22 protein-coding genes are annotated in these 24948 nt (G+C 63.5%); 13 read left to right on the top strand and 9 right to left on the bottom strand.

The window, feature by feature from the left end; translation table 11 throughout:
* Window positions 1–242: 242 nt before the first annotated feature.
* Window positions 243–917: a response regulator transcription factor gene (locus HGP13_RS00765; protein ID WP_172220181.1), complete on the top strand. Its 675-nt coding sequence runs from the start codon at window positions 243–245 to the stop codon at window positions 915–917.
* A gap of 10 nt (window positions 918–927) precedes the next feature.
* Window positions 928–2289 carry a HAMP domain-containing sensor histidine kinase gene (locus HGP13_RS00770; RefSeq protein ID WP_172220183.1) on the top strand — a complete coding sequence of 454 codons (1362 nt, stop codon included), beginning with the start codon at window positions 928–930 and terminating at the stop codon, window positions 2287–2289.
* Between the two features lie 26 nt (window positions 2290–2315).
* On the opposite strand, the gene HGP13_RS00775 is transcribed toward HGP13_RS00770, so the two are convergent.
* Window positions 2316–3092 (bottom strand): DeoR/GlpR family DNA-binding transcription regulator, encoded by a 777-nt coding sequence (locus tag HGP13_RS00775; protein ID WP_172220185.1) that lies wholly within the window; start codon window positions 3090–3092, stop codon window positions 2316–2318.
* Window positions 3093–3516: 424 nt separating this feature from the next.
* On the opposite strand from HGP13_RS00775, the gene HGP13_RS00780 reads away from it, so the two are divergent.
* The gene (locus tag HGP13_RS00780) at window positions 3517–4404 is read left to right on the top strand and encodes a phosphotransferase family protein (protein WP_172220187.1); all 888 of its coding nucleotides are present in this window, start codon (window positions 3517–3519) and stop codon (window positions 4402–4404) included.
* Window positions 4401–6854, top strand: coding sequence for an FAD-dependent oxidoreductase (locus HGP13_RS00785; RefSeq protein ID WP_172220189.1), 2454 nt, complete (start codon window positions 4401–4403; stop codon window positions 6852–6854). Before HGP13_RS00780 ends, HGP13_RS00785 begins: the two co-directional genes overlap by 4 nt.
* On the opposite strand, the gene HGP13_RS00790 is transcribed toward HGP13_RS00785, so the two are convergent.
* Window positions 6851–7483, bottom strand: coding sequence for a class I SAM-dependent methyltransferase (locus tag HGP13_RS00790; RefSeq protein WP_172220191.1), 633 nt, complete (start codon window positions 7481–7483; stop codon window positions 6851–6853). The two genes, HGP13_RS00785 and HGP13_RS00790, sit on opposite strands and share 4 nt — an antisense overlap.
* 103 nt (window positions 7484–7586) lie before the next feature.
* Here HGP13_RS00790 and HGP13_RS00795 point away from each other — a divergent pair, with 103 nt between their 5' ends.
* Window positions 7587–8489 (top strand): phosphotransferase family protein, encoded by a 903-nt coding sequence (locus HGP13_RS00795; RefSeq protein WP_172220193.1) that lies wholly within the window; start codon window positions 7587–7589, stop codon window positions 8487–8489.
* On the opposite strand, the gene HGP13_RS00800 is transcribed toward HGP13_RS00795, so the two are convergent.
* Window positions 8486–9409, bottom strand: a complete 924-nt coding sequence (locus HGP13_RS00800; protein WP_172220195.1) for a DMT family transporter — start codon at window positions 9407–9409, stop codon at window positions 8486–8488. The two genes, HGP13_RS00795 and HGP13_RS00800, sit on opposite strands and share 4 nt — an antisense overlap.
* Before the next feature lie 158 nt (window positions 9410–9567).
* The gene (locus HGP13_RS00805) at window positions 9568–10848 is read right to left on the bottom strand and encodes an amidohydrolase family protein (RefSeq protein ID WP_172220198.1); all 1281 of its coding nucleotides are present in this window, start codon (window positions 10846–10848) and stop codon (window positions 9568–9570) included.
* A gap of 205 nt (window positions 10849–11053) precedes the next feature.
* Between HGP13_RS00805 and HGP13_RS00810 the strand changes: the two genes are divergently transcribed.
* Entirely contained in the window at window positions 11054–12808 is a 1755-nt protein-coding gene (locus HGP13_RS00810) for an ABC transporter ATP-binding protein (protein WP_172234573.1), read from the top strand.
* A gap of 115 nt (window positions 12809–12923) precedes the next feature.
* On the opposite strand, the gene ilvD is transcribed toward HGP13_RS00810, so the two are convergent.
* Window positions 12924–14768, bottom strand: a complete 1845-nt coding sequence (gene ilvD, locus HGP13_RS00815; RefSeq protein ID WP_172220201.1) for a dihydroxy-acid dehydratase — start codon at window positions 14766–14768, stop codon at window positions 12924–12926.
* A 273-nt stretch (window positions 14769–15041) separates the two neighbouring features.
* On the opposite strand from ilvD, the gene HGP13_RS00820 reads away from it, so the two are divergent.
* On the top strand, window positions 15042–15512 hold the full coding sequence (locus HGP13_RS00820) for a VOC family protein (protein WP_172220204.1): 471 nt from the start codon (window positions 15042–15044) through the stop codon (window positions 15510–15512).
* Window positions 15513–15835: 323 nt separating this feature from the next.
* Here HGP13_RS00820 and HGP13_RS00825 read toward each other — a convergent pair whose 3' ends face one another.
* Window positions 15836–17428, bottom strand: a complete 1593-nt coding sequence (locus HGP13_RS00825) for a peptide chain release factor 3 (protein WP_172220207.1) — start codon at window positions 17426–17428, stop codon at window positions 15836–15838.
* A 195-nt stretch (window positions 17429–17623) separates the two neighbouring features.
* Between HGP13_RS00825 and HGP13_RS00830 the strand changes: the two genes are divergently transcribed.
* Window positions 17624–18697 (top strand): FAD-binding oxidoreductase, encoded by a 1074-nt coding sequence (locus HGP13_RS00830; protein WP_172220210.1) that lies wholly within the window; start codon window positions 17624–17626, stop codon window positions 18695–18697.
* Here the strand turns inward: HGP13_RS00830 and HGP13_RS00835 are convergent.
* The 3 genes from HGP13_RS00835 to HGP13_RS00845 all read right to left on the bottom strand — a co-directional run bounded on the left by HGP13_RS00835 (window position 18691) and on the right by HGP13_RS00845 (window position 21289).
* Window positions 18691–20064, bottom strand: coding sequence for an amidase (locus HGP13_RS00835; protein WP_172220213.1), 1374 nt, complete (start codon window positions 20062–20064; stop codon window positions 18691–18693). The two genes, HGP13_RS00830 and HGP13_RS00835, sit on opposite strands and share 7 nt — an antisense overlap.
* Before the next feature lie 160 nt (window positions 20065–20224).
* Window positions 20225–21025, bottom strand: coding sequence for a class II glutamine amidotransferase (locus HGP13_RS00840; protein ID WP_172220216.1), 801 nt, complete (start codon window positions 21023–21025; stop codon window positions 20225–20227).
* A 15-nt stretch (window positions 21026–21040) separates the two neighbouring features.
* Entirely contained in the window at window positions 21041–21289 is a 249-nt protein-coding gene (locus HGP13_RS00845; protein ID WP_172220219.1) for a DUF6356 family protein, read from the bottom strand.
* Window positions 21290–21402: 113 nt separating this feature from the next.
* Here HGP13_RS00845 and HGP13_RS00850 point away from each other — a divergent pair, with 113 nt between their 5' ends.
* From HGP13_RS00850 to HGP13_RS00870, 5 genes are all read left to right on the top strand, one after another.
* Window positions 21403–21873 (top strand): Lrp/AsnC family transcriptional regulator, encoded by a 471-nt coding sequence (locus HGP13_RS00850; protein WP_172220222.1) that lies wholly within the window; start codon window positions 21403–21405, stop codon window positions 21871–21873.
* Between the two features lie 78 nt (window positions 21874–21951).
* Window positions 21952–22437 carry a dUTP diphosphatase gene (gene dut / locus HGP13_RS00855; RefSeq protein ID WP_123168781.1) on the top strand — a complete coding sequence of 162 codons (486 nt, stop codon included), beginning with the start codon at window positions 21952–21954 and terminating at the stop codon, window positions 22435–22437.
* Entirely contained in the window at window positions 22437–23096 is a 660-nt protein-coding gene (locus tag HGP13_RS00860) for an HAD family phosphatase (protein ID WP_172220225.1), read from the top strand. Before dut ends, HGP13_RS00860 begins: the two co-directional genes overlap by 1 nt.
* 83 nt (window positions 23097–23179) lie before the next feature.
* Window positions 23180–24031, top strand: a complete 852-nt coding sequence (locus tag HGP13_RS00865; protein WP_172220228.1) for a hypothetical protein — start codon at window positions 23180–23182, stop codon at window positions 24029–24031.
* 74 nt (window positions 24032–24105) lie between these two features.
* Window positions 24106–24909, top strand: a complete 804-nt coding sequence (locus HGP13_RS00870; protein WP_172220231.1) for an oxaloacetate decarboxylase — start codon at window positions 24106–24108, stop codon at window positions 24907–24909.
* Window positions 24910–24948: the final 39 nt, after the last annotated feature.

The raw sequence follows: 24948 nt of genomic DNA on the forward strand, positions 1-24948 counted from the left end.
CTGATTTCGTTTCGGCGTCGGACCCGAACCTGTTGCTGCATATCCGGGCCCGACGCCTTGACGCCGGCATGGGCGGTTCCTGCCGACCGGCGCTGTTTGCCGTCACTGGATTGCATAGACATTGCGCAACATCGCGGGCGCAAAGAAAGAACTTGCCGGCCTCGGTGCATTCGGCTTTGCCATGTCTACGCAATGTTGGCGCGGTAGCGCCCGACCCGATGTGATTACCCGGGAGATGGTGGATGCGTATCTTGCTGGTCGAGGACGAACCCGAAATGGTCTCGGCGCTGCGTGCAGCGCTGAAACGTCACGACATGGTGGTCGACCACGCCGGCACATTGCTGGAGGCCGAGGGCTTCGTTGCCGTCGACAGCTACGACGCCATCCTGCTTGACCGCCAGTTGCCGGACGGCGACGGGCTGTCGCTTGTGCCGAGATTGCGCTCGGCGAAGAACACGACGCCCGTTCTGGTGCTGACGGCGAAGGGCGAAACGTCTGACAAGGTCGATGGGCTGGACATGGGCGCGGACGACTATCTGGCCAAGCCGTTCGCCTTCGAAGAATTGCTGGCCCGCTTGCGCGCTTTGCTCAGGCGGCCGGCGCCGATGCAGTCGCAATTCATTCGTGCCGGCGATCTGGTGCTCGATGTCGGGCATCGCGAGACTGCAATCCGCGGCGAGCCGCTCAGCCTGCCACGGCGCGAACTCCTGGTGCTGGAGGCGCTGATGCGGCGCACCGGCCGCATGGTGCAGCGCGAGGCCTTGATGGAAGCGGTGTTCGGCCTCGACGACGAAATCCAGTCCAACGCGCTCGACACCCATGTCTCGCGCCTGCGCCGCAAGCTCACCGACGCCGATGCCGGGGTGACGATCAACGGCATTCGCGGCGTCGGCTATCTCCTGCGTGAGACGACATGAGCCTCGAGCCATGAGTATCAGGCGCCCGCGTTCGCTCAAATGGAGCCTGGTGCTGCGCATCGCCTTGCTGCAATGCGCGATGCTGACGCTGATCATTGTCGGCATTCTCGGTGCGTTGCTGGCTACCGGCCTCATTCCACACGACTACGAAGACGGCACGATGGACGTGCTGGCGGATGCGGTGGCGCGTGACGCGGGCGGCAAGCTTGCCCTGCGGGAGACCTCGGATCTGACGAAGCTGCGATCCGATGTCCCCGATCTCTGGTTCATCATCCGCGACAAGCAGGGGCAGCGGCTGCAGGAGGGCACGGTGCCGGCCATCTTCCAGCCCTTTGTCGGGCTGCTGGACACCATCAGTGATGCGCGTATCGACCATACAATCGGGCAAAGCGCGCCGCCGGAGGGGAAAATCCGCTGGACCGACACCGCGGCCGGCAACGTACAGATCTTCTCCGGCACCAAGGGCGGGCTTTCGCTGCTGCGTCTGCTCGGACAGGCGCCGCAATTCTTCCTGCAGGGCATATTGCCGCTCGCCGGACTGATGGCGCTGGCCACGCTGTTTGCGACGCCCTGGGTGGTGCGCGGCGCGCTGTCGGGCCTTGGCCATGCGGCCGCCGAGGCCGAACGCATCGACATCGACCAGCGCGGTGTACAGCTGCCGCTGAAGGACGTGCCAAAGGAAGTCACGCCGCTGGTGAAGGCGGTGAATGCCGCCCTTGCGCGACTCGACAAAGGCTATGAACGCCACAAGCGTTTCCTGACCGACGCCGCCCATGAGTTGAGGACACCGGTGGCCATCCTCAACACGCGCCTGGCCTCGCTGCCGGCAACACCCGAGCGGGCACGGCTGCTGCAGGATGCAGCACGGCTTTCAACGCTGACCGACCAGCTGCTCGACCTGCAACGTCTCGACCGGCAAACCGCATCCTTCGAGACGGTCAACCTGGTGGCGATCGCGCGCGGCGTCATTGTCGACCTCGCGCCGATGGCCTTCTCGGCCGGGTACGAGATGTCGTTCGAGCCGGAACGGGAAACGGTTTTCGCCAGCGGCGACCGCACCGCGATCGAACGTGCCGTGACCAACATCGTCCAGAACGCCATCGAGCATGGCGGCCGCGCGGGCAAGATCACCGTGGGTGTCACAACGCCAGCCGTCATCGAGGTGCGGGACGAAGGCGACGGCGTGCCACTGGGCGAGCGCGAACGCATCTTCGAGCCCTTCTATCGGCTGCGTCCTCAGGATCATGGCGCCGGGCTCGGCCTCAACCTGGTGCAGGAAATCATGCAACTGCATGGCGGGCGCATCGAGATTTTCGACGGCAAACCGAGCGGCGCCTGCTTCAGGATGAGTTTTCGCGCCCTGTCCGCATAGGAATTCACCCACCGATGGTGTTCGGCTCAGAATCCGGCTTCGCCGCCGGCGATGCTGAGCCGCGCACCGGCTTGCGCCAGGGCGGCGGCGATCTCATGCGGCGGCGAGCGGTCGGTGGCGAGTTCGGAAAAGCCGTCGAAGCCGCAGACCTGGACCAGGCCCTGGCGGCCGAATTTGGTGTGGTCGGTGATGACGAGCGAGCGCTGGCCGCGCGACAGCACCATGCGGGCGAACTCTGCCTCTTCCAAATCATAGTCCATGACACCGGTCACCGCATCGACGGCGCCGGTGGAGATGATGGCGTGGCTGACCGAGAAGCGGCTGACGAACTCGATGGCCGAGGTTCCGAAGGCAGCGCCTGAATCGCTGCGCAGTTCGCCGCCGGCCATATAGACCTTGTTGCCGTTGATGGTGGCCAGCGTGCGGGCGATGTCAGACGAATTTGTGACGACCGTCAGGCGCCGGTGACCGAGCAGTTCCCGCGCCAGGAACGAGGTCGTGGTGCCGGTGTCCATCATGACCGATTCGCCGTCGCGGATGGTGGCTGCGACCATGCGGGCAATGACGCGCTTGGCATCGGCATTCTCGCGCATGCGCCGTTCAAACGGCGCCTCGCCGATCATCGACGGCAGGCCGATGGCGCCGTGCATCTTCAGCACCGAGCCATCGCTGGTGAGCGGCTTGACGTCGCGGCGCACGGTTTCCAGCGAAACACCCAACCGGTCGGCCAGACTGGCAATGGTGACAGTTCCCTCTTCCTGCAGCAGCCGCAGGATTTCGCCGTGGCGTTTGGAATGGGCCATTTGGTTTTCCCGAACTTAGGATTTTGACCGGTTCTAAGGTAATTCGAGTGCTTTTAAAGGGATTGACCTTTCTTTCGGGCAAAACACCCAAAAAAAGTCACATGTTTTTGTTGACAACCGAGCAACCCTGGCGTGAAATCCAGGCATCAACAGGGGTTCGGAGCTGCAAACGGGAGGGCGATGGCAGAGCCGCAACTCACTGACCAGGCAGTCTTGAACGTGCCTGTCACAAGGAATCTAGAGATCCGCGGGGGCGGATGCCGGGATCAGAAACCTGGCCAAGGGGCTCGTCGGTGCGGTGCGGGATACCAGTCCTGGCGTCCCGCACCGACGAGATTTTTGCGCTTCTCCCCGCCGTCGCTGCGCTGTCCATGGCGCCTTGTCGAAGCCCAGCAAACCAGGCCAGCAAACCAGGGATGATTCCGTGATTGCCGAAGATCGCATCCGCGCCCTGCCCTGCTGGACCGGCGCCATCGAGATCGCCCCCCTTCCCGGCGGCCTGAGCAACGCCAATTATGTCGTCAGTGACGCTGCCGGGCGGCATGTCGTGCGCTTCGGCCAGGACTATCCATTCCACCATGTCTTCCGTGAGCGTGAGGTGATGACCGCGCGGGCGGCCCACGCCGCCGGTTTCGCGCCGGCTGTGCATTATGCCGAACCGGGCATCATGGTGACGGCGTTTCTCGGCGCCAGGACGTATCTGGCCGAGGATGTGCGCGCCAATCTTGGCCGCGTCGCCGCGCTGATGCGCGGCTTCCATCGAGAGATGCCCAACCATATTTCCGGCGCCGGCTTCATGTTCTGGGTGTTCCACGTCATCCGCGACTACGCACGCACGCTTGAAGAAGGCGGCAGCCGCAAGCGCAGCGACTTGCCGCGGCTGCTGATGCTGGCCGACGAACTGGAGCGGGCGCAGAAACTGCTGCCGATCGTCTTTGGCCACAATGATCTTTTGCCGGCTAATATCCTCGACGACGGCAGCAGGCTGTGGCTGATCGATTTCGAATATGCCGGCTTCAACACGGCGATGTTCGACCTCGCCGGTGTCGCCTCGAACGCCGGCATGAGCGACGCGGAATCCTTCGCCTTCCTGACCGCCTATTTCATGAAGGAGCCGGACGAGGCGATCCGCCGCTCGCACGCTGCCATGCAATGCGCCTCGCTGCTGCGCGAGGCGATGTGGAGCATGGTGTCGGAACTCTATCTCGACGCGCCCGGCATCGACTACGTCGCCTACACCGAGGAAAACCTGGTGCGGCTGGACGCGGCGCTGGAAAACTACCGGACAAAATACGGGATCCTGAAATCATGACCTTGCCCAGCCAGGCCGCGATCGTCGTCATCGGCGGCGGCATCATCGGCTGCTCGACGGCCTATCATCTGGCGCGCGACCACAAGGCCGACGTCGTGCTGCTGGAACAGGGCAACCTGACCTCGGGCTCGACCTGGCACGCCGCCGGCCTGGTCGGCCAGTTGCGCTCGTCTGCCTCGATCACCCGCGTGCTCAAATACTCCGTCGACCTCTACAAGGGGCTGGAGGCCGAGACCGGCCTCGCCACCGGCTGGAAGATGACCGGCTGCCTGCGGCTCGCCACCAATGCCGACCGCTGGACCGAGTACAAGAGGCTGGCCACGACGGCGAAAAGCTTCGGCATGGACATGCATCTTTTGTCCCCGGCCGAGGTCAAGGCGATGTGGCCGCTGATGGAGACGGGCGACCTCGTCGGCGCCTCCTGGCTGCCGACCGACGGCCAGGCGAGCCCCTCCGACATCACCCAGTCATTGGCCAAGGGCGCACGCATGCATGGCGCCAGGCTGTTCGAGGACGTCCGCGTCACCGGCTTCGAAATGAGGGATGGCCGCATCATGGCGGTGAAAACCAATCAAGGCGACATCGCCTGCGACAAGGTGGTGAACTGCGCCGGACAATGGGCGCGGCAGGTCGGCGCCATGGCAGGCATCAACGTGCCGCTGCAGCCGGTGAAGCACCAATACATCATCACCGAGAAGATCGATGGCCTGGCGACCGATGCGCCGACGCTGCGCGACCCCGACCGGCGCACCTACTTCAAGGAAGAAGTCGGCGGGTTGGTGATGGGCGGCTACGAGCCCAATCCGCAGGCGTGGACGACCGATCTCCCCGGCGGCGACGTGCCCAACGACTGGGAATTCCGGCTGTTCGACGACGATTACGACCATTTCGAGCAGCATATGAGCCAGGCGATCGCGCGCGTGCCGGCACTGGAGACCGTCGGCGTCAAGCAGATGATCAACGGGCCGGAAAGCTTCACGCCGGACGGCAATTTCATTCTCGGCACAGCACCCGAATGCGTGAACATGTTCGTCGGCGCCGGCTTCAACGCCTTTGGCATCGCGTCGGGCGGCGGCGCCGGTTGGGTTCTGGCGCAGTGGGTGGTCGATGGCGAGGCGCCGCTCGACCTGTGGGTGGTCGACATCAGGCGCTTTTCCAACCTGCACCGCGACCGGCAATGGGTGCGCGAACGCACGCTGGAGGCCTATGGCAAGCACTACACGATCGGTTTCCCGCACGAGGAGTATGCCTCAGGCCGGCCGCGCATCGTCTCGCCGCTTTACGACAGGCTGAAACAGCAGCGCGCCGTGTTTGGCTCCAAGCTCGGCTGGGAACGGCCGAACTGGTTCGCGCCCAAACGCGTCGAGCCGCACGACATCTATTCCATGGGACGGCAGACCTGGTTCGCGGCGGTCGGCGACGAGCACCGGCATGTGCGCGAGCATGTCGGCATCTTCGACCAGTCGTCCTTCGCCAAATATGAATTGATCGGGTCCGACGCGGCCAGGGCGCTGGACTGGATCTGCGCCAACGACGTCAGCAAGCCGGTCGGCCGGCTGACCTACACCCAGCTTCTCAACACACGCGGCGGCATCGAGGCCGACCTGACCGTGGCGCGGCTGGCCGAGGACAAATTCTACATCGTCACCGGCACCGGTTTCCGCACGCATGATGCCTCATGGATCAGCGACCATATCGGCGAAGGCCTCGATGCCGGGCTGACCGACGTCACCGAGGATTTCGGCACGCTGTCGCTCATGGGACCGCGCGCCCGCGACGTGCTTTCTGATGTGACCGAGGCCGATGTGTCGAATGCCGGCTTCCCGTTCGGCCATGTCCGCGAGATCACCATCGCCGGCTATACAATTCGGGCGCTGCGAGTCACCTATGTCGGCGAGCTCGGCTGGGAACTGCACGTGCCGATCGCGGCGACAGGCGAAGTCTTCGACGCGCTGATGGCGGCCGGCAAGATGCACGGCATCCGCCCGGTAGGCTACCGCGCGCTGGAATCGCTGCGGCTGGAAAAGGGCTATCGCGCCTGGGGCTCCGACATCACGCCCAACGACACACCGCAGGAGGCCGGGCTCGGCTGGGCGGTCAAGCTGCGCAAGAACACCGATTTCGTCGGACGGCGCGCGCTCGAGAAGGTTGGTGGCGCGCCATTAAAGAAGCGCTTTGCCGGCTTCACGGTCGATAGTCCCGAAATCGTGCTGCTTGGCCGGGAGACCATCCTGCGCAATGGCGAGCCGGTCGGTTATCTCACCAGCGGCGGCTATGGCTACACGCTGGGCAGGAACATCGGCTACGGCTACGTGCGCAACGCCGATGGGGTGAGCGACGATTTTCTCGCTACGGGCGACTATGAGCTGGTGGTCGCGATGGAGCGGACACCGGCCAAAATCCATCTCGAGCCAATGTACGATCCGGCAGCGGCGAGGGTAAAGGCCTAGTTCACCCGCAGGGCGAGACCACGGCTGGGCACGGTATCGGCCTCGCCCGGCATGGAGACGTAGGGACGCGTTTCCTCGGCGCGGGTAACAAGACCTTGCGCCTCGAGTTCGGCGATGCGGGCAGCAAAGCCTTGATCCCACAGCGTGTTCTTGACCGTCAGCACGATTACCCCGCCCGGGCGGCAGATGCGGATCAGCTCGTCCAGCCCTTCGACGCCGACATGGCCTGAGGTGAAGACGCCGGCCGAAACGATTCCGGCATAGGCATCGTCGGCAAAGGGCAATGGCCCACCCATCGCCAGGCAATGCAGCGCGGAATAGACGCCCTTGCGGGCAGCCTGATCCAGCATGCCTTGCGAGATGTCCAGCGCCTCGACTTGCGGGTAGCCGGCAATATCAAGCCATTCGCCGATGAGCCCGGTGCCGGCGCCGGCATCGAGCAACGGCGCCGCACCCCGGGGCAAATGGCGGGTCAGCAGAGCAAGGCAGATCGTCGGATGACGATAACCGGCGGCCGACATATCGGCATCGTAGGTCTGCGACCAGCGATCATAGAGGGCAGCCACCTCTTCCGGGCGCTTGGCTGCGTAGGCCGCGCTGAGCGCGCCCAGGTGTTTACCGTCCGTCATCGCTGCTTTGTCGCCTGATCGAGTTGCCTTCGATCCGATGATAGCCAAATGGCGAAAATTGTGGAACCGTTGCGGCGAGAAATAACGGCGTGGGGGCGCGGGTATGGTGACAGACGAGGCGCGGGCAAAACTGGCCGCCATTCCGATTCTGGCCGGCTACACCGGGCCACTGGACCGGCTCGGCGGCCTCACCAACCTCGTCTTCAAGGCCGGCGATCTCTGCCTGCGCATTCCAGGCAAAGGCACCGAGGAATACATCAACCGCGCCAATGAAACGGTGGCCGCGCGCGAAGCGGCCAAAGCCGGCGTCAGCCCGGAAGTGCTGCATGCCGATGCCGGCACCGGCGTGATGGTGACGCGCTTCATCGCCGGCGCCGTGACGATGTCGCCGGAGAAATTCAGGGAGCGGCCGGGCAGTCCGGCCCGTGCGGGCGAAGCCTTCCGCAAGCTGCACAATTCCGGTGCGGTGTTCCCATTCCGCTTCGAACTGTTCGCGATGATCGACGACTATCTCAAGGTGCTGTCGACCAAGGACGTTACCCTGCCCGCCGGCTATCACGACGTGATGCGCGAGGCCGGCAGCGTGCGCTCGGCGCTGGCCACCCATCCGCTCCCCCTCGTTGCCTGCCATTGCGACCCGCTGTGCGAGAACTTTCTCGATACAGGCGAGCGGATGTGGATCGTCGACTGGGAATATTCGGGGATGAACGACCCGCTCTGGGATCTCGGTGACCTCAGCGTGGAGGGCAAGTTCCGTGCGGACCAGGACGAGGAGCTGATGCGTGCCTATTTCGGCGCCGAGGCGAGGCCGGCGGAGCGCGGCCGGGTCGTCATCTACAAGGCAATGTGCGACCTGTTGTGGACGCTATGGGGACTGATCCAGCTCGCCAACAACAATCCCGTCGATGATTTCCGCGCCTATGCCGACGGCCGTTTTGCCCGCTGCAAGGCGCTGATGGAGACGCCGGAGTTTTCAAGGTATCTGGCGGCCGTGCGTCAGGGCTAATTCACGCCCTTCGGCACGTTTTCGGGCGGCACCGTGGTGTCGACCACCTTTTGACGGTGGAAGATGAACAGGCCGGCCAGGACGATAATGCCTGAGCCGATCAGGATGCGCGGACTGGGAACGTCGCCGAAGAACACCAGTCCGAACACCACGGCCCATAGCAGCAGCGTGTAGTGCAGCGGCGCCAGTGTCGAGGCCGGCGCCAGCTTGAGCGCCCGCGTGATCATCAGATGCGCGCTGCAGGAGACGATGCCGAGCAGCAGCATGGCACTGAGATCGAGTGCAGACGGCGTGCGCCATGCGCCGAGGGTCATCACGCCGCCGACCACCAGCGTGCCGATGGTCTGCCATGTCACCAGATTGGTATCGCTGGTGCCGCGCAGCCGCCGGTTGAGGATGATGGCGAAGGCAAAGGCGAGGCTGCCGACGAGCGCGAAGCTCGACGACAGCGAGAACGCGGCCGATGAGGGCTTCAGCATGATCACCACGCCGCTGAAGCCGAGCAGGATCGCCACCCAGCGACGCCAGCCGACCTTTTCGCCAAGCAGGAAATGCGACAGCGCCGCCACATAGATCGGGCCGGCCATGTAGAAGCTCATCACATCGGCGAGCGGCAGATACACGACGGCTGCGTAGAACAAAGCGGTGTCCAGCGTCGTCGCCACCACACGCAGGATCTGTAGCCCCGGGCGCTCCATCTGGAACAGTTTGCTAGCGCCCTGGTTAGCGATCATCGGGCCGAGCACGATAAAGGCGCCAATCGAGCGGATCAGCACGACCTGGCCGACGGAGAAGCTGGCGACCAGCCATTTGCCCATCGCATCGTTCAGCGCAAAGAGGAAATCGCCGGCCAGCATCAGAAGGATGCCGGCCAGAAGCACGTTCCTGATTGTGGAATTCTGCGTCACGGGTTGCGTCATGCCGATCCCGATTCCTCCCTCAGTTAGAGTAATTCCGGACGGAAAACCGTTTCACACTTTTCCTGGAATTGCTCCAAGCCGCGTCCTAGACCGAAGCGGCTGCTTTGACGAGGCGAAATCCCGAAATCGGCAAGGCCAGCGCCGGGAATCGGCTGTATCTAGGTTGTTATGTGCCTGCGGTTCACCTGCGCCGGCCTGCCCGGCAGGGAAAGCCTGGTATCCTGCCTCGTCCGTTCCGCCACCACCTTGCCCCTGGCGATGACGCAAATGCGCTCGGCGCGCAGGCGCAGAGCCTCGATCGGATTGCCGGCGTCGAGGATGACAAGGCTGGCGCGCTTGCCGACAGCCAGGCCCAGATGATCCAACCCCATGATGGCTGCATTGACGTTGGTGACCATGTCGAAGCAGCGCGCCATGTCGGCCGGGCTCGACATCTGGGCGACGTGCAGGCCCATGAAGGCGACGTCGAGCATGTCGGCGGTGCCCAGCGAATACCAGGGATCGAGCACGCAATCCTGGCCCCAGCCGACACGGATGCCCAGCGCCTGCATCTCCTTGACCCGGGTCATGCCACGCCGCTTCGGAAAAGTGTCGTGGCGGCCTTGCAGCATGATGTTTATCAGCGGGTTGGGGATGGCGGAGACGCCGGCCTCGGCGATCAGCGGCAGCAGCTTCGATACATAGTAATTGTCCATGGAATGCATCGAGGTGAGATGCGAGCCGGCCGCCCTGCCTTGCAGCCCCAGGCGCTGCGTTTCATAGGCCAGTTGCTCGATGTGGCGAGACAGCGGGTCGTCGGTCTCGTCGCAATGCAGGTCGACCATCAGGCCGCGTTTTGCCGCGATCTCGCAAAGCTCGGTCACCGAACGCGTGCCATCGGCCATGGTGCGCTCGAAATGCGGAATGCCGCCGACGATGTCGACGCCCATATCCAGCGCGCGAATGGTGTTTTGACGCGCCTTCGGCGAGCGGTAGAAGCCGTCCTGCGGGAAGGCGACCAGTTGCAGGTCGATATAGGGGGCGATCATCTTCTTGACGTCGAGCAGGGCCTCGACCGCCAGCAAACGGTCATCGCAGACGTCGACATGGGTGCGGATGGCCAGCAGGCCCATCGACACCGCCCAGTCGCAATAGGCCAGCGCGCGGTCGCGCACCGCCTCACGCGTCAAAAGCGGCTTCAGTTCACCCCATAGCGCAATGCCTTCGAGCAGCGTGCCCGAGGCGTTGATGCGCGGAATGCCATAGGACAGCGTCGCATCCATGTGGAAATGCGGGTCGACAAAGGGCGGCGAGACCAAATTGCCGCGGGCATCGACCTCGGTCCGCGCGGACGCCTGCAGTTTGGGCTCGATCGCCGTGATCGTCTCGCCGCTGATGCCGATGTCGGCAATTCCGCCATCAGGCAGCGTGCCGCCACGAACGATAAGGTCGAAATCCATCTGTCGTCATCCCATTTCCAGAATCACCCAGCCATGGTGGCGCAAAAGACAGCTTGCCGCAGCCGTTTCTTTAGGCGGCCGCGAAGGTTCCCTCCGGCGGTAACTCGCTCTATAAGCCGCCTTTCGTCCACGCAGCGATCGGCTTCGGACTCAAGGCCACATTCGCAAACCATGGAAGCCCCGTGTGAACTTGAACTTGACGTTCCTGAAACGCGACGAACGCTCGATGGAAAACCAGCGCCTTATCGTGCGGCTGGTCAAAGAGTCCTTTGGGCAGCATAAGTTCGGATATGGCGCCGCCATCCTGTCAATGCTGGTGGTGGCCGGCACGACAGCTGCCAGCGCCTGGATCCTGCGCGAAATCACCAATGAATTCGTGATCGACAGGCGGATCGACCGCGTCAACATGATTGCCCTGGCGGTCGCCGGGATATTCATCCTCAAGGGCCTCGCCAATTTCATCCAAGCCTACTTCATGAGCAGGGTCGGCAACGCCATCATCGCCGACCGTCAGCGCAAGATCTACGACCGCATCCTGGCGCAAGGCATCGAATTTTACCATTTGACCTCGTCATCCGACCTGATCACCCGCATGACCAACAATGCGCAGGCGGCACGCAACGTGCTCGACCTAATCGTCACCTCCTATGTTCGCGACCTGGTGACCCTGCTTGCCCTGATTGGTGTCATGGTCTGGCAACAGCCGGCGCTGTCGCTGATCTGCTTCGTCGTCGGGCCGCTGGCCATCTATGGCGTCAACCGGATCCTGAAGCGTGTGCGCAAGTTCGCCGCGATGGAATTCCGCTCGGTCGGCCAGATCATTCAGGTGATGCAGGAAACCGCGATCGGCGTGCGCGTGGTGAAATCCTTCAACCTCGAAGGCCTGATGCGCAAGCGCATGTACAAAGCGGTGGCTGATGTCGAGGACCGGGCCAACAACATCGCTGCGCTGGAAGCGGTGACAAGCCCGGTGATGGAGACGCTGGCCGGCCTGGCGATCGCCGGCGCAGTCATGGTCAGCGGTTTCCTTGTCCTGCAGGGCGGCCAGATGCCGGGCAACATCATGGCCTTCATCGCAGCGCTGCTGCTCGCCTATGAGCCGGCAAAGCGCCTGGCGCGCGTCCGGATCTCATTGGAAAGCGGCATTGTCGGCGTGCGCATGATGTTCCAGCTCGCCGACACGCCGCTGACGCTGGCGGAGACGCCCGATGCGAGATCGCTTCGGGCCGGGCCCGGCGAAATCCGGTTCGATGCCGTCAGCTTCGCCTATCAGGACGGTCCGCCGGTGCTCGAAGGGTTCGACCTGACCCTTGCGCCCGGCAAGATGACGGCGCTGGTCGGGCCTTCCGGCGGCGGCAAGTCAACGATCCTGAACCTGATCATGCGCATGTATGATCCGAAGAGCGGCAAGGTGCTGCTCGACGGTCAGGACATTTCGCATGCGACACTCGCCTCGCTCAGGGAAAAGATCGCCTATGTCAGCCAGGATACGTTCCTGTTTGCCGGCACCATCATGCACAACATCCGGCTCGGGCGAGAGGGCGCGACCGACGAAGAGGTGATTGCCGCCGCCAAGGCCGCCAACGCGCATGACTTCATCATCGCGCAAGCGAAAGGCTATGACACCGATGTCGGCGAGAATGGCGGCCTGCTGTCGGGCGGCCAGCGCCAGCGCATCTCGATCGCGCGCGCCATGCTGCGCGACGCCGAAATCCTGCTGCTCGACGAAGCCACCAGCGCGCTCGACGCCGAATCCGAAGCGCTGTTCCGCGACGCGCTGCAGCAGTTGACCGAAGGCCGCACGACCATTGTCATCGCCCACCGCCTGTCGACCGTGCACCAGGCCGACACGATCGTGGTGCTGGAGGGCGGCAAGGTGGTGGAGAGCGGAGCCCATCGTGCGCTGCTCAAGCAGGGCGGGCTTTACCAGAAGCTTTATGAGTACCAGTTGATGCCGTGAGGCGGCTTACCCTCCCCCTTGTGGGGAGGGTCGCTGCGAAGCAGCGGGGGGTCGGCGCCGCACCCCGGACCTTGGATCCGACCTCCCACAAGGGGGGGTATAAGGCCGCGCTGCGCTACTCCGGCACGTGCCGTACCGCGCCCTTGTCGGCGCTGGTGGCGAAGGCGGCGTAGGCACGCAGTGCAGTCGTCACCTTGCGTTTGCGTTTTTCCTCGGGCTTCCAGGCCAAGGCCCCCTTGGCGTCCATCACGGCCCGGCGGCTGGCAAGCTCCTGGTCGCTGACGGCGAGGCGGATGGTACGGTTGGGGATGTCGATCTCGATCGTATCGCCCTCCTGCACCAGCCCGATCGTGCCGCCTTCGGCGGCTTCCGGCGACGCATGACCGATCGACAGGCCCGACGTGCCGCCGGAAAAGCGGCCGTCGGTGACCAGCGCGCAGGCTTTGCCCAGGCCTTTCGACTTCAAATAGCTGGTCGGATAGAGCATTTCCTGCATGCCGGGGCCGCCGCGCGGGCCTTCATAGCGGATGACGACGACATCGCCGGCCTTGATCTCGTTGGAGAGGATCGCCTTGACCGAGGCGTCCTGGCTTTCGAACACGCGGGCGGGGCCGGTGAACTTCAGGATCGACTCGTCGACGCCGGCCGTCTTCACGATGCAGCCGTCGACCGCCAGATTGCCTTTCAGCACGGCAAGGCCGCCATCTTTGGAGAACGGCGTCTCCGCCGAGCGGATGACACCTTTCTCACGGTCAAGGTCGAGATCGTCCCAGCGGCGGTCCTGGCTGAATGCGACCTGCGTCGGCACGCCGCCGGGGGCGGCGAGGAAGAAATCGCGGACATTCTGGCTCGTCGTGCGGGAAATATCCCAATGATCAAGCGCCTCGCCGAGGCTCGCCGTATGCACCGTCGGCAGGTCGCGGTTGAGCAGCCCGGCATTGTCGAGTTGGCCGAGGATGGCCATGATGCCGCCGGCGCGATGGACGTCTTCCATGTGCACGTCCGACTTGGCCGGTGCCACCTTGCAGAGCACCGGAACCCGCCGCGACAGCCGGTCAATGTCCTCCATGGTGAAGTCGACTTCGCCCTCGTGGGCGGCGGCCAGGATGTGCAGCACCGTGTTGGTCGATCCGCCCATGGCGATGTCGAGCGTCATGGCGTTCTCGAAGGCGCCTTTCGAGGCAATGCTGCGCGGCAGCGCCGTCTCGTCATCCTGCTCATAGTAGCGCTGAGCGAGATCGACGATGAGATGGCCGGCTTCAACGAACAGCCGCTTGCGGTCGGCATGAGTGGCCAGCGTCGAGCCGTTGCCCGGCAACGACAGGCCGAGCGCCTCGGTCAGGCAATTCATCGAATTGGCGGTGAACATGCCCGAGCAGGAGCCGCAGGTCGGGCAGGCGGAGCGCTCGATGACCTTGACGTCCTCGTCGGAGATCTTGTCGTCGGCGGCCGCGACCATGGCGTCGACCAGGTCGAGCGCCTGCGTCTTGCCGGCCAGCACCACCTTGCCGGCCTCCATCGGCCCGCCGGAGACGAAGACGGTCGGGATGTTGAGGCGCAACGAGGCCATCAGCATGCCAGGCGTGATCTTGTCGCAATTGGAGATGCAGACCATGGCGTCGGCGCAATGCGCATTGACCATGTATTCGACGGAATCGGCGATCAGCTCGCGCGACGGCAGCGAATAGAGCATGCCGTCATGGCCCATGGCGATGCCGTCGTCGACGGCGATGGTGTTGAATTCCTTGGCGACGCCGCCGGCCTTTTCGATCTCGCGCGCGACCAGCTGGCCAAGGTCCTTCAGATGCACATGGCCCGGCACGAACTGAGTGAAGGAATTGACCACGGCAATGATCGGCTTGCCGAAATCACTATCCTTCATGCCTGTGGCGCGCCACAGGCCGCGGGCGCCGGCCATGTTGCGGCCATGGGTGGTGGTGCGGGAGCGATAGGCAGGCATGACTTTTCCTTAGCTGACTGGCTGGCTGCGCTCGATGGGCGGCGCGGCGGCGCTGAATTCGGACCGCAGGCGTTATAGACTCGCAAGTATGGTCTGGCCACATTTTTGCAATGCGCCAGATTTTCCCGAAAAAGCGAGAGCATCCGAAAAAATTGCATGCAGCTGTCGGATCGCGTGCCGCACGGCCGTCCTTGGGCAGACGGCACGGAAATGGCACCATTCTCGGAGTCAGCCGTTTCACCGCAACAGCAAGAGCAAACGGAGGAGCACGACATGCAAAAGATCACCACCTGCCTGTGGTTCAACGACCAGGCCGAAGAGGCGATGAATTTCTACGTGTCCATCTTCAAGAATTCGAAGGTGCTGAGCGTGATGCGTTGGCCTGAAGGCCACGCCGATGAAGGCAAGGCGCTGGTGACCACGTTCGAACTCGACGGCGTGCAGTTCCAGGCGCTCAACGGCGGACCGCAATTCAAGTTCAGCGAGGCGATATCACAGTCGATCGACTGCAAGACGCAGGAAGAGGTGAATTATTTCTGGGACAAACTCATCGAAGGCGGCGGCGAACCGTCGCAATGCAGCTGGCTGAAGGACAAGTTCGGCGTCTCCTGGCAGGTCGTGCCGGAGCAATTGCCGCGCCTGCTTCTGGATCCGGACCGGGCCAAGGCCGGCCGGGTGATGTCAGCGATGATGCAGATGAGCAAGATCGACATCGCCAAGATCGAAGAGGCGGCCAGAGGGTGAGTACCGTGCGACCTTTCCTTCTCCCTCCAGGGGGAAGGAAAGGTCGATTATACTAGATGAATCGGACAACCCAAAGCCAGTTCATTGTGGATGGCCGTCGAAAAGCATCAGGACGAAAAATAGATAGAGCACGAAGCCGACTGCGAGGCTCAAAACGACGGCTATGATGAATACAAACAGACGCTGATGTGTCTCAAGTTTGCGAGAGAGAAAACAACCAGCCCCAATATCGGCAATATGATTGCAACAACTTTAAGAACGATCATTTGATGGCTTGGCCTTATCGTGCTTCGGCGGCGTCGATTGCCAGGGAAAGATGGCGCCTACGCCGCCTTGTCGCGGACCTGATAGTCCTTGATCGTGGCGAAGCGGATCGCTTTCCAGCGCTCGGCCTCGTAATTCAGCGAGAAGGCGTGCTGGGCCAGGAATACCGGGTCGTTGTCGAGATCCCTGGCAATGTCGCCGCGATGCGCCTCGATGAAGCGAAGCGTCTCGGCCTTGTCGTCGGCCGAAATCCAACGGCAGACGGAAAAGCGCGACATCTCGAATTCGACCGGCAGCGTGTATTCGAAGTTCAGCCGCTCTTTCAACACGTCGAGCTGCAGCGCGCCGACGACGCCGACAATGGCCGGTGAGCCATCCTCCGGCGAGAACAGTTGCACGACGCCTTCCTCGGCCATCTGGTGCAGCGCTTCCTTGAGTTTCTTCGCCTTCATCGCGTCGCCGAGGCGCACACGCCGCAGGATTTCCGGGGCGAAGTTCGGCACGCCCCTGAAAAGGATCTCCTCGCCCTCCGTTAGCGTGTCGCCGATGCGCAGCGTGCCGTGGTTGGGGATGCCGACGACGTCGCCAGCAAAGGCCTCGTCAGCGGTGACGCGGGTGCGGGCGAAGAAGAATTGCGGCGCCGACAGGCTCATCGGCTTGCCGGTACGCACCAGCTTGGCCTTCATGCCGCGCTCGAGCTTACCCGAGCAGACGCGCACGAATGCGATGCGGTCGCGGTGGTTGGGGTCCATGTTTGCCTGGATCTTGAAGACGAAGGACGTCATCTTGTCCTCCGTCGCCTCGACCTTGCGGGTGTCGGCCTCCTGCGCGCGCGGCGGCGGGCCGAAGGCGCCGAGCGCCTCGATCAGGTCGCGCACGCCATAATTGCGCAGCGCCGAGCCGAAATAGACCGGCGTCAGATGGCCCTCGCGGAAGGCTTCTATATCAAGGGGTCTGCACGCTTCGCGCGCCAGCTCCAGTTCCTCGATGAAGGCCTCGCGCTCGTTTTCCGGCAGCAGGCCGGCGACGCGGTTGGAATCGGCACCGTTGACCGGCGTGCGCTCCTTCTCGTCGTCGCCCTTGCGCACGGCGTTCAGCGCCAAATGATAGGTGCCGGAGAACGTCTTGCCGCGACCGATCGGCCAGGTGATCGGGGCGGTGTCCAGCGCCAGCTTCTGCTCGATCTCGTCGAGGATCTCGAACGGGTCGCGGCTTTCGCGGTCCATCTTGTTGACGAAGGTGATGATCGGGATGTCGCGCAGCCGGCAGACTTCGAACAGTTTCAGCGTGCGTGGCTCGATGCCCTTGGCGGCGTCGATGACCATGACGGCCGAGTCGACCGCCGACAGCGTGCGATAGGTGTCGTCGGCGAAATCCTCGTGGCCGGGCGTGTCGAGCAGGTTGAAGACATTGTCTTCATATTCGAAGGTCATCACCGAGGTGACGACCGAAATGCCGCGCTCGCGCTCGATCTTCATCCAGTCGGAGCGGGTCTGGATCTTGTCTTTCTTTGCCTTGACCTCGCCGGCAAGCTGGATGGCGCCGCCGAACAGCAGCAGCTTTTCGGTGAGCGTCGTCTTGCCGGCGTCAGGGTGCGCAATGATCGCGAAAGTGCGGCGGCGCGCCACTTCCTCTGGTATTGTTTCGGGCATTCTCTGGGATTTCCGTGTGACAGGCCGGGCTTCTAGCAGCGTAGTGCCGGGCTGTCGACCGCTCCGGCGGCGCGGACGCCGCCGGATGCCGTCTCTATCCATCCGTCAAGCCTGCGCGCATTTCGACATTGGCAAGCGGCCATAGGAATGCCACTTGGATGGAAATCCCTTGGATCACGAAACAGAGGAGCGACCATGGCTGCGGCGAAACAAGTGATCGTCATCGGTGCCGGCATCATCGGCGCGTCCATTGCCTGGCATCTGACCAAGGCCGGCGCGCAGGTGACGGTCATAGCCGATAGCACGCCTGGTGGCGTCGCAACGCCCAATTCCTTCGCCTGGATCAACGCCAGCTGGGGTAACCCCGAGATCTATTTCCGGCTGCGCAGCCGCGCCATGGTCGAGTGGAGACGGCTGGCGGATGAGCTGCCAGGACTGCCACTCGCCTGGTGCGGCGGACTATGCTGGGATCTGCCGGCCGACAGGCTCGAAGCCTACGCGGCGGAACACTCTTCATGGGGCTACGGCATCGAACGCGTCGGCCGCGAGCGGGCGGCGCACATCGAGCCCAGCCTCGTCGAGCCTCCCGAATTCGCTGTTTATGTCGCCGACGAAGGCGTGGCCGAGCCGGTTGCGGCGGCCAAGACCCTGCTGGCGGATGCCGAACGACATGGCGTGCGGCTGATTGCCAGCACCGTCTCGGCGCTGGCAATCACCAATGGCAGCGTTACCGGCGTGGATACCTCGCATGGGCTGATCGCCGCCGATGAGGTGGTGATCGCAGCTGGCGTCGGCGCCCCGGCCATTGCCGCGACGGCCGGCATCAAGCTGCCGATCGAGACGCCGCCGGGTCTGATCGTCCATTCGCGGCCATACAAAAAGCTGCTCAATGGGCTGGTGCACGCCGAGAGGCTGCACATGCGCCAGACCGCCGAAGGCCGCATCATCGCCGGCTCGGATTTCGCCGGCGGCGATCCAGGTATGGACGCCGAAGCGACCGCCCGCGCGCTGTTCGCGGTCACGAAGGCGGCATTGCTTGGCGCAGAGGGGCTGGAACTCGATTTCCACACCATCGGCTACCGCCCCAATCCGATCGACGGTTTTCCGATCATCGGCCGCGCCGAAGGCATGGACGGCCTCTATATAGCGGTCATGCATTCCGGCATCACGCTGGCGCCGGCCGTCGGCCTGTTCGCCACACGGGAAATTCTTGACGGCGAGCGCGATCCGTTGCTTTCACCCTATGGGTTGTCGCGCTTCGCTCAATAGCCCGGCGGGCGGCGAAAGCAGCCGGTGAACGGCTCGATCGCCGCCGCAATAGCAAGCAGCCGCGATTCCGACCAGCGTTTGCCGACCAGTTGCAGCCCGATCGGCAAGCCGTCGCGATCTTCTACGCACGGCATCGAAAGTGCTGGATGGCCGCTGTAGTTGAAGACGGCGCCATGGGCCGGCAGCATCCAGTAGCTTTGGTCCTTCCCGTCGACCATGATCGGCGTGCCCGGCGCGCAATGCGGGAAGGCCGTGGTCATGGCGACCGGGCAGAGCAGCGCATCACAATTATCGAAAAACCGGTCCCAGCCGAGAATGGAGCTGTCGCGGCGGGCGAGCGCCTCGAACCAGCGCGAGACTGCCGTCGGCCGCTCCGGCGGCTCGGGCCGCGCGGCCTCCATCATCATACCGATCAGCGCGCCGCCTTGCTCAAGATCGTTGTGCAGATCGAGCTTGGGCAGGTTCGCTTCCTCAATGATGGCGCCAGCGCCTTGCAACTGCCTTGCGAGATTTTCGACCGCTGCACTGATCTCGCCCGCCACAGAGAAACCGGGGAAGGACGGAGCGAAGGCGATCCGCAGTGCCTTCAGGTCGAGCTTCGGCTTGGCCTCGACCGGCATCGGTGCGAGATCGGTGTCGCACCCGTCCGGACCGGCGATGATCTGGTAGATCAACGCCAGATCGTCGACGCTGCGCGCCAGCGGTCCGAGGCAGGACATCAGCCGCACGCTGCGCGCAGCGCTGCCCGGATCGGGGAAGGCGCCGGCCAGCGAGATACGATGCTCCGTCGGCTTCAACCCATAGACACCGCAGAAGGCGGCTGGCAGGCGGATCGAATCCTGCATGTCGGTGCCGACATCGAACGGCGTCATCCCGGCCGCGACCGCCGCTGCGGCGCCGCCGCTGGAACCGCCGGCGGTGCGCTGGAGGTTCCAGGGATTGCTGGTATGGCCGAAAAGCGGGTTGTCCGACTGCCAATCGGACAGCATCATCGCGACATTGGTCTTGGCCATCAGCACACCGCCAGCCGCTTTCAGCCTGGCAACGACCGTGCTGTCCTGCTGTGCGATGTTATCGGCGAAGGGCGGGAAACCGACCGTGGTTTTCATGCCTGCCGTCTCGTGCGTATCCTTCAGCGTGAAGGGAACGCCGTGCAGCGGTCCGGGCGCGTCGCCGCGTGCGAGTGTCGCGTCTGCCTTTTTGGCGCGTTCGTACGCGCCTTCCCTGTCGAGCGAGATGACGGCGTTGATCTCCTCGTTGTGCGCATCGATCTGCGACAGATGGGCGTCGAGTGCTTCGACGGCGGAGATTTTGCGGCGGGCGATGGCGGCGGCGAGATCAGTTGTCGAGGAAAAGACGAGCTCCATGGCAAATACTCCGGCTTGGCCGCGCTTGCCTGGAAAATGGCGGACAGCGGTGCTGCTTCAAGAGTAGTTGAGCATTCGGTATTGAATAGCGCTTGATTGAAATTGCTCACGTCCGTCAAGGGCGGCGCTGTGCCTCGGCGGTTCCGACTTAGAGAAGGATTTACCCGACCAGCGCCAACTTCGCCGCGGCGGGAGCGAACGGGCGAATGGCGATCCCATCCAGGGTCATGGTGACGAAGCTCGATGGTGGGATCGCTTGCCAGTCGCCGCCCTCGCGATCGAAGGGTTCGGAGACGATGCAGCGGCCGCCGCCCTTGCGTAAGGAGGAAGTGTAGAGCGTCGGCGCATGCGCATCGGTGGCATAGCGCACCGCGTGCAGCGCCTGCCCGTCCGAAAAGGCGGCGGTGAGTTTCAGCGCCGGTTCGAGGCCGGCGCGGCGCGAGGCTTCGAGCACGCGGCTGGTGGCGCGCGACACCGCGCCCTGCGGGTCGTCGGCCAATCCTTCGTCGATCATCAGCAGAAAAAACAGTTCGGAATCGGTGGTGCCTTCGCGCTGGTCGAAGACGGCGTCGGACAATGAATTCTCCAGCGCGCGGCGGATCTTCTCGAAGCCGCCGATCTGGCCGTTGTGCATGAACGACCAGCGACCGGAGATGAAGGGATGGCAGTTCATGCGGCTGGTGGCGCCGCCGGTGGAGGCCCGCACATGGGCGAGGAACAGGCCGGATTTGATCTGCCGGCACAGGCTCTTCAGATTGGGATCAGACCAGGCCGGCAGGATATCGCGATAGAGACCGGGTTCCGGCCGGTCGCCATACCAGGCGAGGCCGAAACCGTCGCCATTGGTCGGCGACTTCGCTTCCTGGGCGCAATGGCTCTGGGCGATCAGCGAGTGACAGGGCGCGGTCAGAATGTCTTCGAGAAAGACCGCTTCACCGAGATAGGCCGCCCATCGGCACATCGCTGCTGTCGTCCTCTAGGCGCGATCCGGAAGAGCCGCCGGCTCCCTGGTCGCGTGCGTGCCTCTGTTGTGTGTCCGCTCGTAAAGCTCGCGGACGATTCGGCTGGCGGTAGTCTCAAACAGAAATGGCAAGAAAGCGTGAATGAGCGCGGCGCCCGCCGCCATCAGCAAACGCGAGGAAAACCAGGCGGCAAAACCCATATGGCCGAAATAGGTTTCGCCAACCTTGGCCGGATGAGAGGTGAAAATCCTTGCGAGCGACATTGAGGTCCCCTTCAGCGCTTGCGTTCCGATATGAGTATCCTGACACGCTTCGCCGATTCATCGGTCTCAAAATATCCTTGTCTTTTGCCATTTGATGAGACAAGCATCCCAATATGGCGCTGGACATCGACGAAATAGACCGAAAACTGCTTGCCGAATTGCAACGCGACGGCACGCTGTCGGTCGACCTGCTGTCGGAACGGGTGGCCCTGTCGCGCAACGCCTGCTGGCGGCGCGTCAAGCGGCTGGAGGAGGATGGCGTCATCACCGGCCGCGTCGCGCTGGTCGATGCCGAAAAGCTCGGGCTTGGCCTCTCGGTGTTCATCCTGATCCGCACGTCGAACCATGATCCGGACTGGCTGCAGAAATTCCGGGCGGCGGTGACCGGCTTTCCCGAGATCACCGGCGTCTACCGCATGTCCGGCGACCTCGACTATGTCTTGCGCGCCCGCGTTGCCGACGTGAAGGCCTATGACCGGCTCTACCAGCGGCTGATCGCCAAGGTGGCCCTGTCCGACGTGTCCGCCTCCTTCGTGATGGAAGAGATCAAGGAGACGACGGTTGTTCCGTTGGCCAGGTCATAGTGATGCCTGAAAGAAAGCCGTTGATAGCGGTGCGGGCGAATTGACCGAATCGGCAATCGCGCCGATAGGATCGATTTTATGCGCGCAGCCCTCCAAAACTCCTCCGTCATCGGTCCGACTGTCGGCTTCGTCAGATTGCCGCACGCCGAAGGACTACCCCTCCCCGCCTATGAAAGCACCGGCGCCGCCGGCATGGATCTGCGCGCGGCGGTGCCCGACGACAGGCCGCTGCTGATCCTGCCTGGCAAACGCGCTTTGGTGCCGACTGGGCTGATCCTGGAAATACCCGAAGGCATGGAAGGCCAGGTGCGGCCACGCTCCGGCCTTGCTTTCAAGCATGGCCTCACCGTCCTCAATTCGCCCGGCACGGTCGACAGCGACTATCGCGGCGAGGTGAAGGTGCTGTTGATCAATCTCGGCGACGAGGATTTTGCCGTGACGCGCGGCATGCGTATCGCCCAGATCGTCTTCGCTGTTGTCACGCAGGCGGCCGTCGAAGAGCGGTCGCTGGCCGGCGGCACGGCACGCGGCTCCGGCGGGTTCGGATCGACCGGCACCGCCTGATGCATGTTCCGAAGTTAGTCATATTCGACTGCGACGGCATTCTGGTCGACACGGAGAACCTCGCCAACCGGCGCCTTGCCGAATGGCTGACGGCTGCCGGCTATCCGACCAGCTTCGAATATTGCCGCAAGAATTTCTCCGGCCGCAGCATGCTCTCGGTGCAGAAGGAAATCGAGGAGACGACCGAGGTCCGGCTCGGCGCCGATTTTGTCGATCGCTGGAATGCCGGCCTGCCGGACCTGTTTTCCCATGGAGTCGAGGCGATCCCCTATGTGCGGGAGTTCATCGAGGCGGTCCGCGCGGCCGGCATCACCTATTGCGTGGCCACTTCGGCCAGGGTGTCGAAGATGCACATCACGCTTGGCCATACCGGACTGTTGCCGCTGTTCGAAGATGCGATGTTTTCCTCGACCATGGTCGGGCGCGGCAAGCCGTTCCCGGACCTGTTCCTGCATGCGGCCAAGACCATGGGGTTCGCGCCCGCCGATTGCATCGTCATCGAAGACAGTGTCGCCGGCACACAGGCCGGCATAGCCGCCGGCATGCGGGTGTTTTCCTATCATGGCGACCCCTATTCCGACCGCGATGGCCTGATCGAGGCCGGCGGCATCCTGTTCGACGACATGCGCGAACTGGCGGGGCTGGTGCCAATCCACTGATTGCCCGGGTTTGAAGGGCGAGCTGTACGGTTCTACAAGCTATGCTAGCTTTGCGCGTGCTTGCGGCCGGGGACGACATCAGCATGTCAGGATTTTTGCATCGCCTCGCCTGTGCCTGCCTGCTGCTGCCATTGCTGTGGGGCACGGCTGGCGCCGAAGACGCCGCCAACCCGGACCTCGGCAAACCCATCGTGGGCCACGCGGACACCACCTATGCCGATCTTGTCCGGATGTTCATCCCGGATTTGACGGCGAAGGACGATTATTTTGTCGGCTCCTCGCCGATCGCGATGCGGCACATCGCCGGTCCCGACAATGACACCTCGCCGCCGCAAGCATCGAGCGTTTTCAGCGCCAGCGTGCTTGCCATGAAGGCCGGTGGCAAGGACCGGTTGGCCATGCTGGTCGATCTCGGCGAGTCACCAGACAGCGCCGAGGGCTATGCCGTGCTGGCGCTTTACGATCTTACCGGCAAACCGAAACTGCTGGATGCGGTCAATGTGGCGACCGACCGTTTCACCTTCTTTCGCAGCCCCGGCAAACTCTCCCTGGGCGCAGGTGACGATGCGCTGATGATCTCCAGCACGCATTTCAATTCGAACCAGGGTTATCTGTCGACACCGGTCATTCTGGTGCGTAGCGACCGTTTCGAACTGATCGACATCATCTACACGCTCGACGAAAATGTCTGTTCCTACAAACGCTCGCAGAACCTGGCTTTCCAGTCGCTGGACGACGGCCAACCCTATGCGGCGATCAAGGCCACCATAACCGACAAGACCGAGCCGAACGAAGAGGATTGTGATGAACCGCCCCCACAGGCTGCGTCCAACGACATTTCCGTGACCTACCGCTGGGACAAAACGGCGGCACACTACGTGGCGGATTCCGACGCGTTCGAGAAATTGGCAGCAGAGAACGAGAAACGCTTCTGAACCAAGCGCATTCGTTTGCCCGACCGCAGACAGCGCGATAGCATCCGCCCCAGTATTCGTGATGGGGAGCATTCATGGACAAGGGCAAGATCTTTCGCGACCTGCATGCCTCGACCTTCGTCATGCCCAATCCCTGGGATCCGGGCACGACCAAGCTGCTCGGTTCCTTCGGTTTCAAGGCGCTGGCGACGACCAGCGCCGGCTTTGCCTTTTCGCGCGGCCTGCCGGACGGCGCCGTGACCTTCGAGCAGATGATCCACCATTGCCGCGAGGTGACGGCGGCGACCGACCTGCCGGTCTCGGCCGATCTCGAGAAAGGCAAGGGCGACAGCGCCGAGCAGGCCGCCGAAACCATCTTCGCGGCGGAGGCGGCCGGCCTTGCCGGCTGCTCGATCGAGGACCACACCGGCGATCCCGACAAGCCGATCTATGATTTCGCACACGCCGTCGAGCGTGTCGCGGCGGCGGTTGAAGCGGCGCGCGCACTCAAGCGCGATTTCGTCTTCACGGCGCGGGCCGAGAATTTTCTCTGGGGCAAGTCCGACCTCGACGACACCATCAAGCGGCTGCAGGCCTTCGAGAAGGCCGGCGCCGACGTGCTCTATGCGCCGGGCATCGGCGACGTCGAGATGGTGCGCGCGATCTGTTCGGCGGTCGGCAAGCCGGTCAACGTCATGGCGAAACCAGGCTTCACCATCGCCGATCTTTCGATGGCTGGTGTGAAGCGCATTTCGCTCGGGCCGTGGCTGACCAACTTCGCCTACGGCATGCTGGAGACGGCGGCGCGAGAAATCCAGCAGGACGGCACATTCGGTTTCACCCGCGCCGCCATGCCGTTCGGCAAGTTGCAGGCGCTGTTCGGCAAATCCCCGGGTTAGAGCAATTCCAGGAAAAGTGTGACGCGGTTTTCCCGGGAA

Source organism: Mesorhizobium sp. NZP2077 (genome assembly GCF_013170805.1).
Taxonomy (GTDB): domain Bacteria; phylum Pseudomonadota; class Alphaproteobacteria; order Rhizobiales; family Rhizobiaceae; genus Mesorhizobium.

Excerpts from the sequence above, each read along its gene's own strand:
- HGP13_RS00850 (WP_172220222.1), top strand. The coding sequence starts at position 21,403 with ATGGCGCTGGACATCGACGAAATAGACCGAAAACTGCTTGCCGAATTG.
- HGP13_RS00805 (WP_172220198.1), bottom strand. The coding sequence starts at position 10,848 with ATGGATTTCGACCTTATCGTTCGTGGCGGCACGCTGCCTGATGGCGGA.
- HGP13_RS00825 (WP_172220207.1), bottom strand. The coding sequence starts at position 17,428 with ATGCCCGAAACAATACCAGAGGAAGTGGCGCGCCGCCGCACTTTCGCG.
- HGP13_RS00860 (WP_172220225.1), top strand. The coding sequence starts at position 22,437 with ATGCATGTTCCGAAGTTAGTCATATTCGACTGCGACGGCATTCTGGTC.
- HGP13_RS00770 (WP_172220183.1), top strand. The coding sequence starts at position 928 with ATGAGTATCAGGCGCCCGCGTTCGCTCAAATGGAGCCTGGTGCTGCGC.
- HGP13_RS00790 (WP_172220191.1), bottom strand. The coding sequence starts at position 7,483 with ATGACGGACGGTAAACACCTGGGCGCGCTCAGCGCGGCCTACGCAGCC.
- HGP13_RS00775 (WP_172220185.1), bottom strand. The coding sequence starts at position 3,092 with ATGGCCCATTCCAAACGCCACGGCGAAATCCTGCGGCTGCTGCAGGAA.
- HGP13_RS00840 (WP_172220216.1), bottom strand. The coding sequence starts at position 21,025 with ATGTGCCGATGGGCGGCCTATCTCGGTGAAGCGGTCTTTCTCGAAGAC.
- HGP13_RS00800 (WP_172220195.1), bottom strand. The coding sequence starts at position 9,409 with ATGACGCAACCCGTGACGCAGAATTCCACAATCAGGAACGTGCTTCTG.
- HGP13_RS00830 (WP_172220210.1), top strand. The coding sequence starts at position 17,624 with ATGGCTGCGGCGAAACAAGTGATCGTCATCGGTGCCGGCATCATCGGC.
- ilvD (WP_172220201.1), bottom strand. The coding sequence starts at position 14,768 with ATGCCTGCCTATCGCTCCCGCACCACCACCCATGGCCGCAACATGGCC.
- HGP13_RS00765 (WP_172220181.1), top strand. The coding sequence starts at position 243 with ATGCGTATCTTGCTGGTCGAGGACGAACCCGAAATGGTCTCGGCGCTG.
- HGP13_RS00795 (WP_172220193.1), top strand. The coding sequence starts at position 7,587 with ATGGTGACAGACGAGGCGCGGGCAAAACTGGCCGCCATTCCGATTCTG.
- dut (WP_123168781.1), top strand. The coding sequence starts at position 21,952 with ATGCGCGCAGCCCTCCAAAACTCCTCCGTCATCGGTCCGACTGTCGGC.
- HGP13_RS00865 (WP_172220228.1), top strand. The coding sequence starts at position 23,180 with ATGTCAGGATTTTTGCATCGCCTCGCCTGTGCCTGCCTGCTGCTGCCA.
- HGP13_RS00835 (WP_172220213.1), bottom strand. The coding sequence starts at position 20,064 with ATGGAGCTCGTCTTTTCCTCGACAACTGATCTCGCCGCCGCCATCGCC.
- HGP13_RS00845 (WP_172220219.1), bottom strand. The coding sequence starts at position 21,289 with ATGTCGCTCGCAAGGATTTTCACCTCTCATCCGGCCAAGGTTGGCGAA.
- HGP13_RS00785 (WP_172220189.1), top strand. The coding sequence starts at position 4,401 with ATGACCTTGCCCAGCCAGGCCGCGATCGTCGTCATCGGCGGCGGCATC.
- HGP13_RS00820 (WP_172220204.1), top strand. The coding sequence starts at position 15,042 with ATGCAAAAGATCACCACCTGCCTGTGGTTCAACGACCAGGCCGAAGAG.
- HGP13_RS00870 (WP_172220231.1), top strand. The coding sequence starts at position 24,106 with ATGGACAAGGGCAAGATCTTTCGCGACCTGCATGCCTCGACCTTCGTC.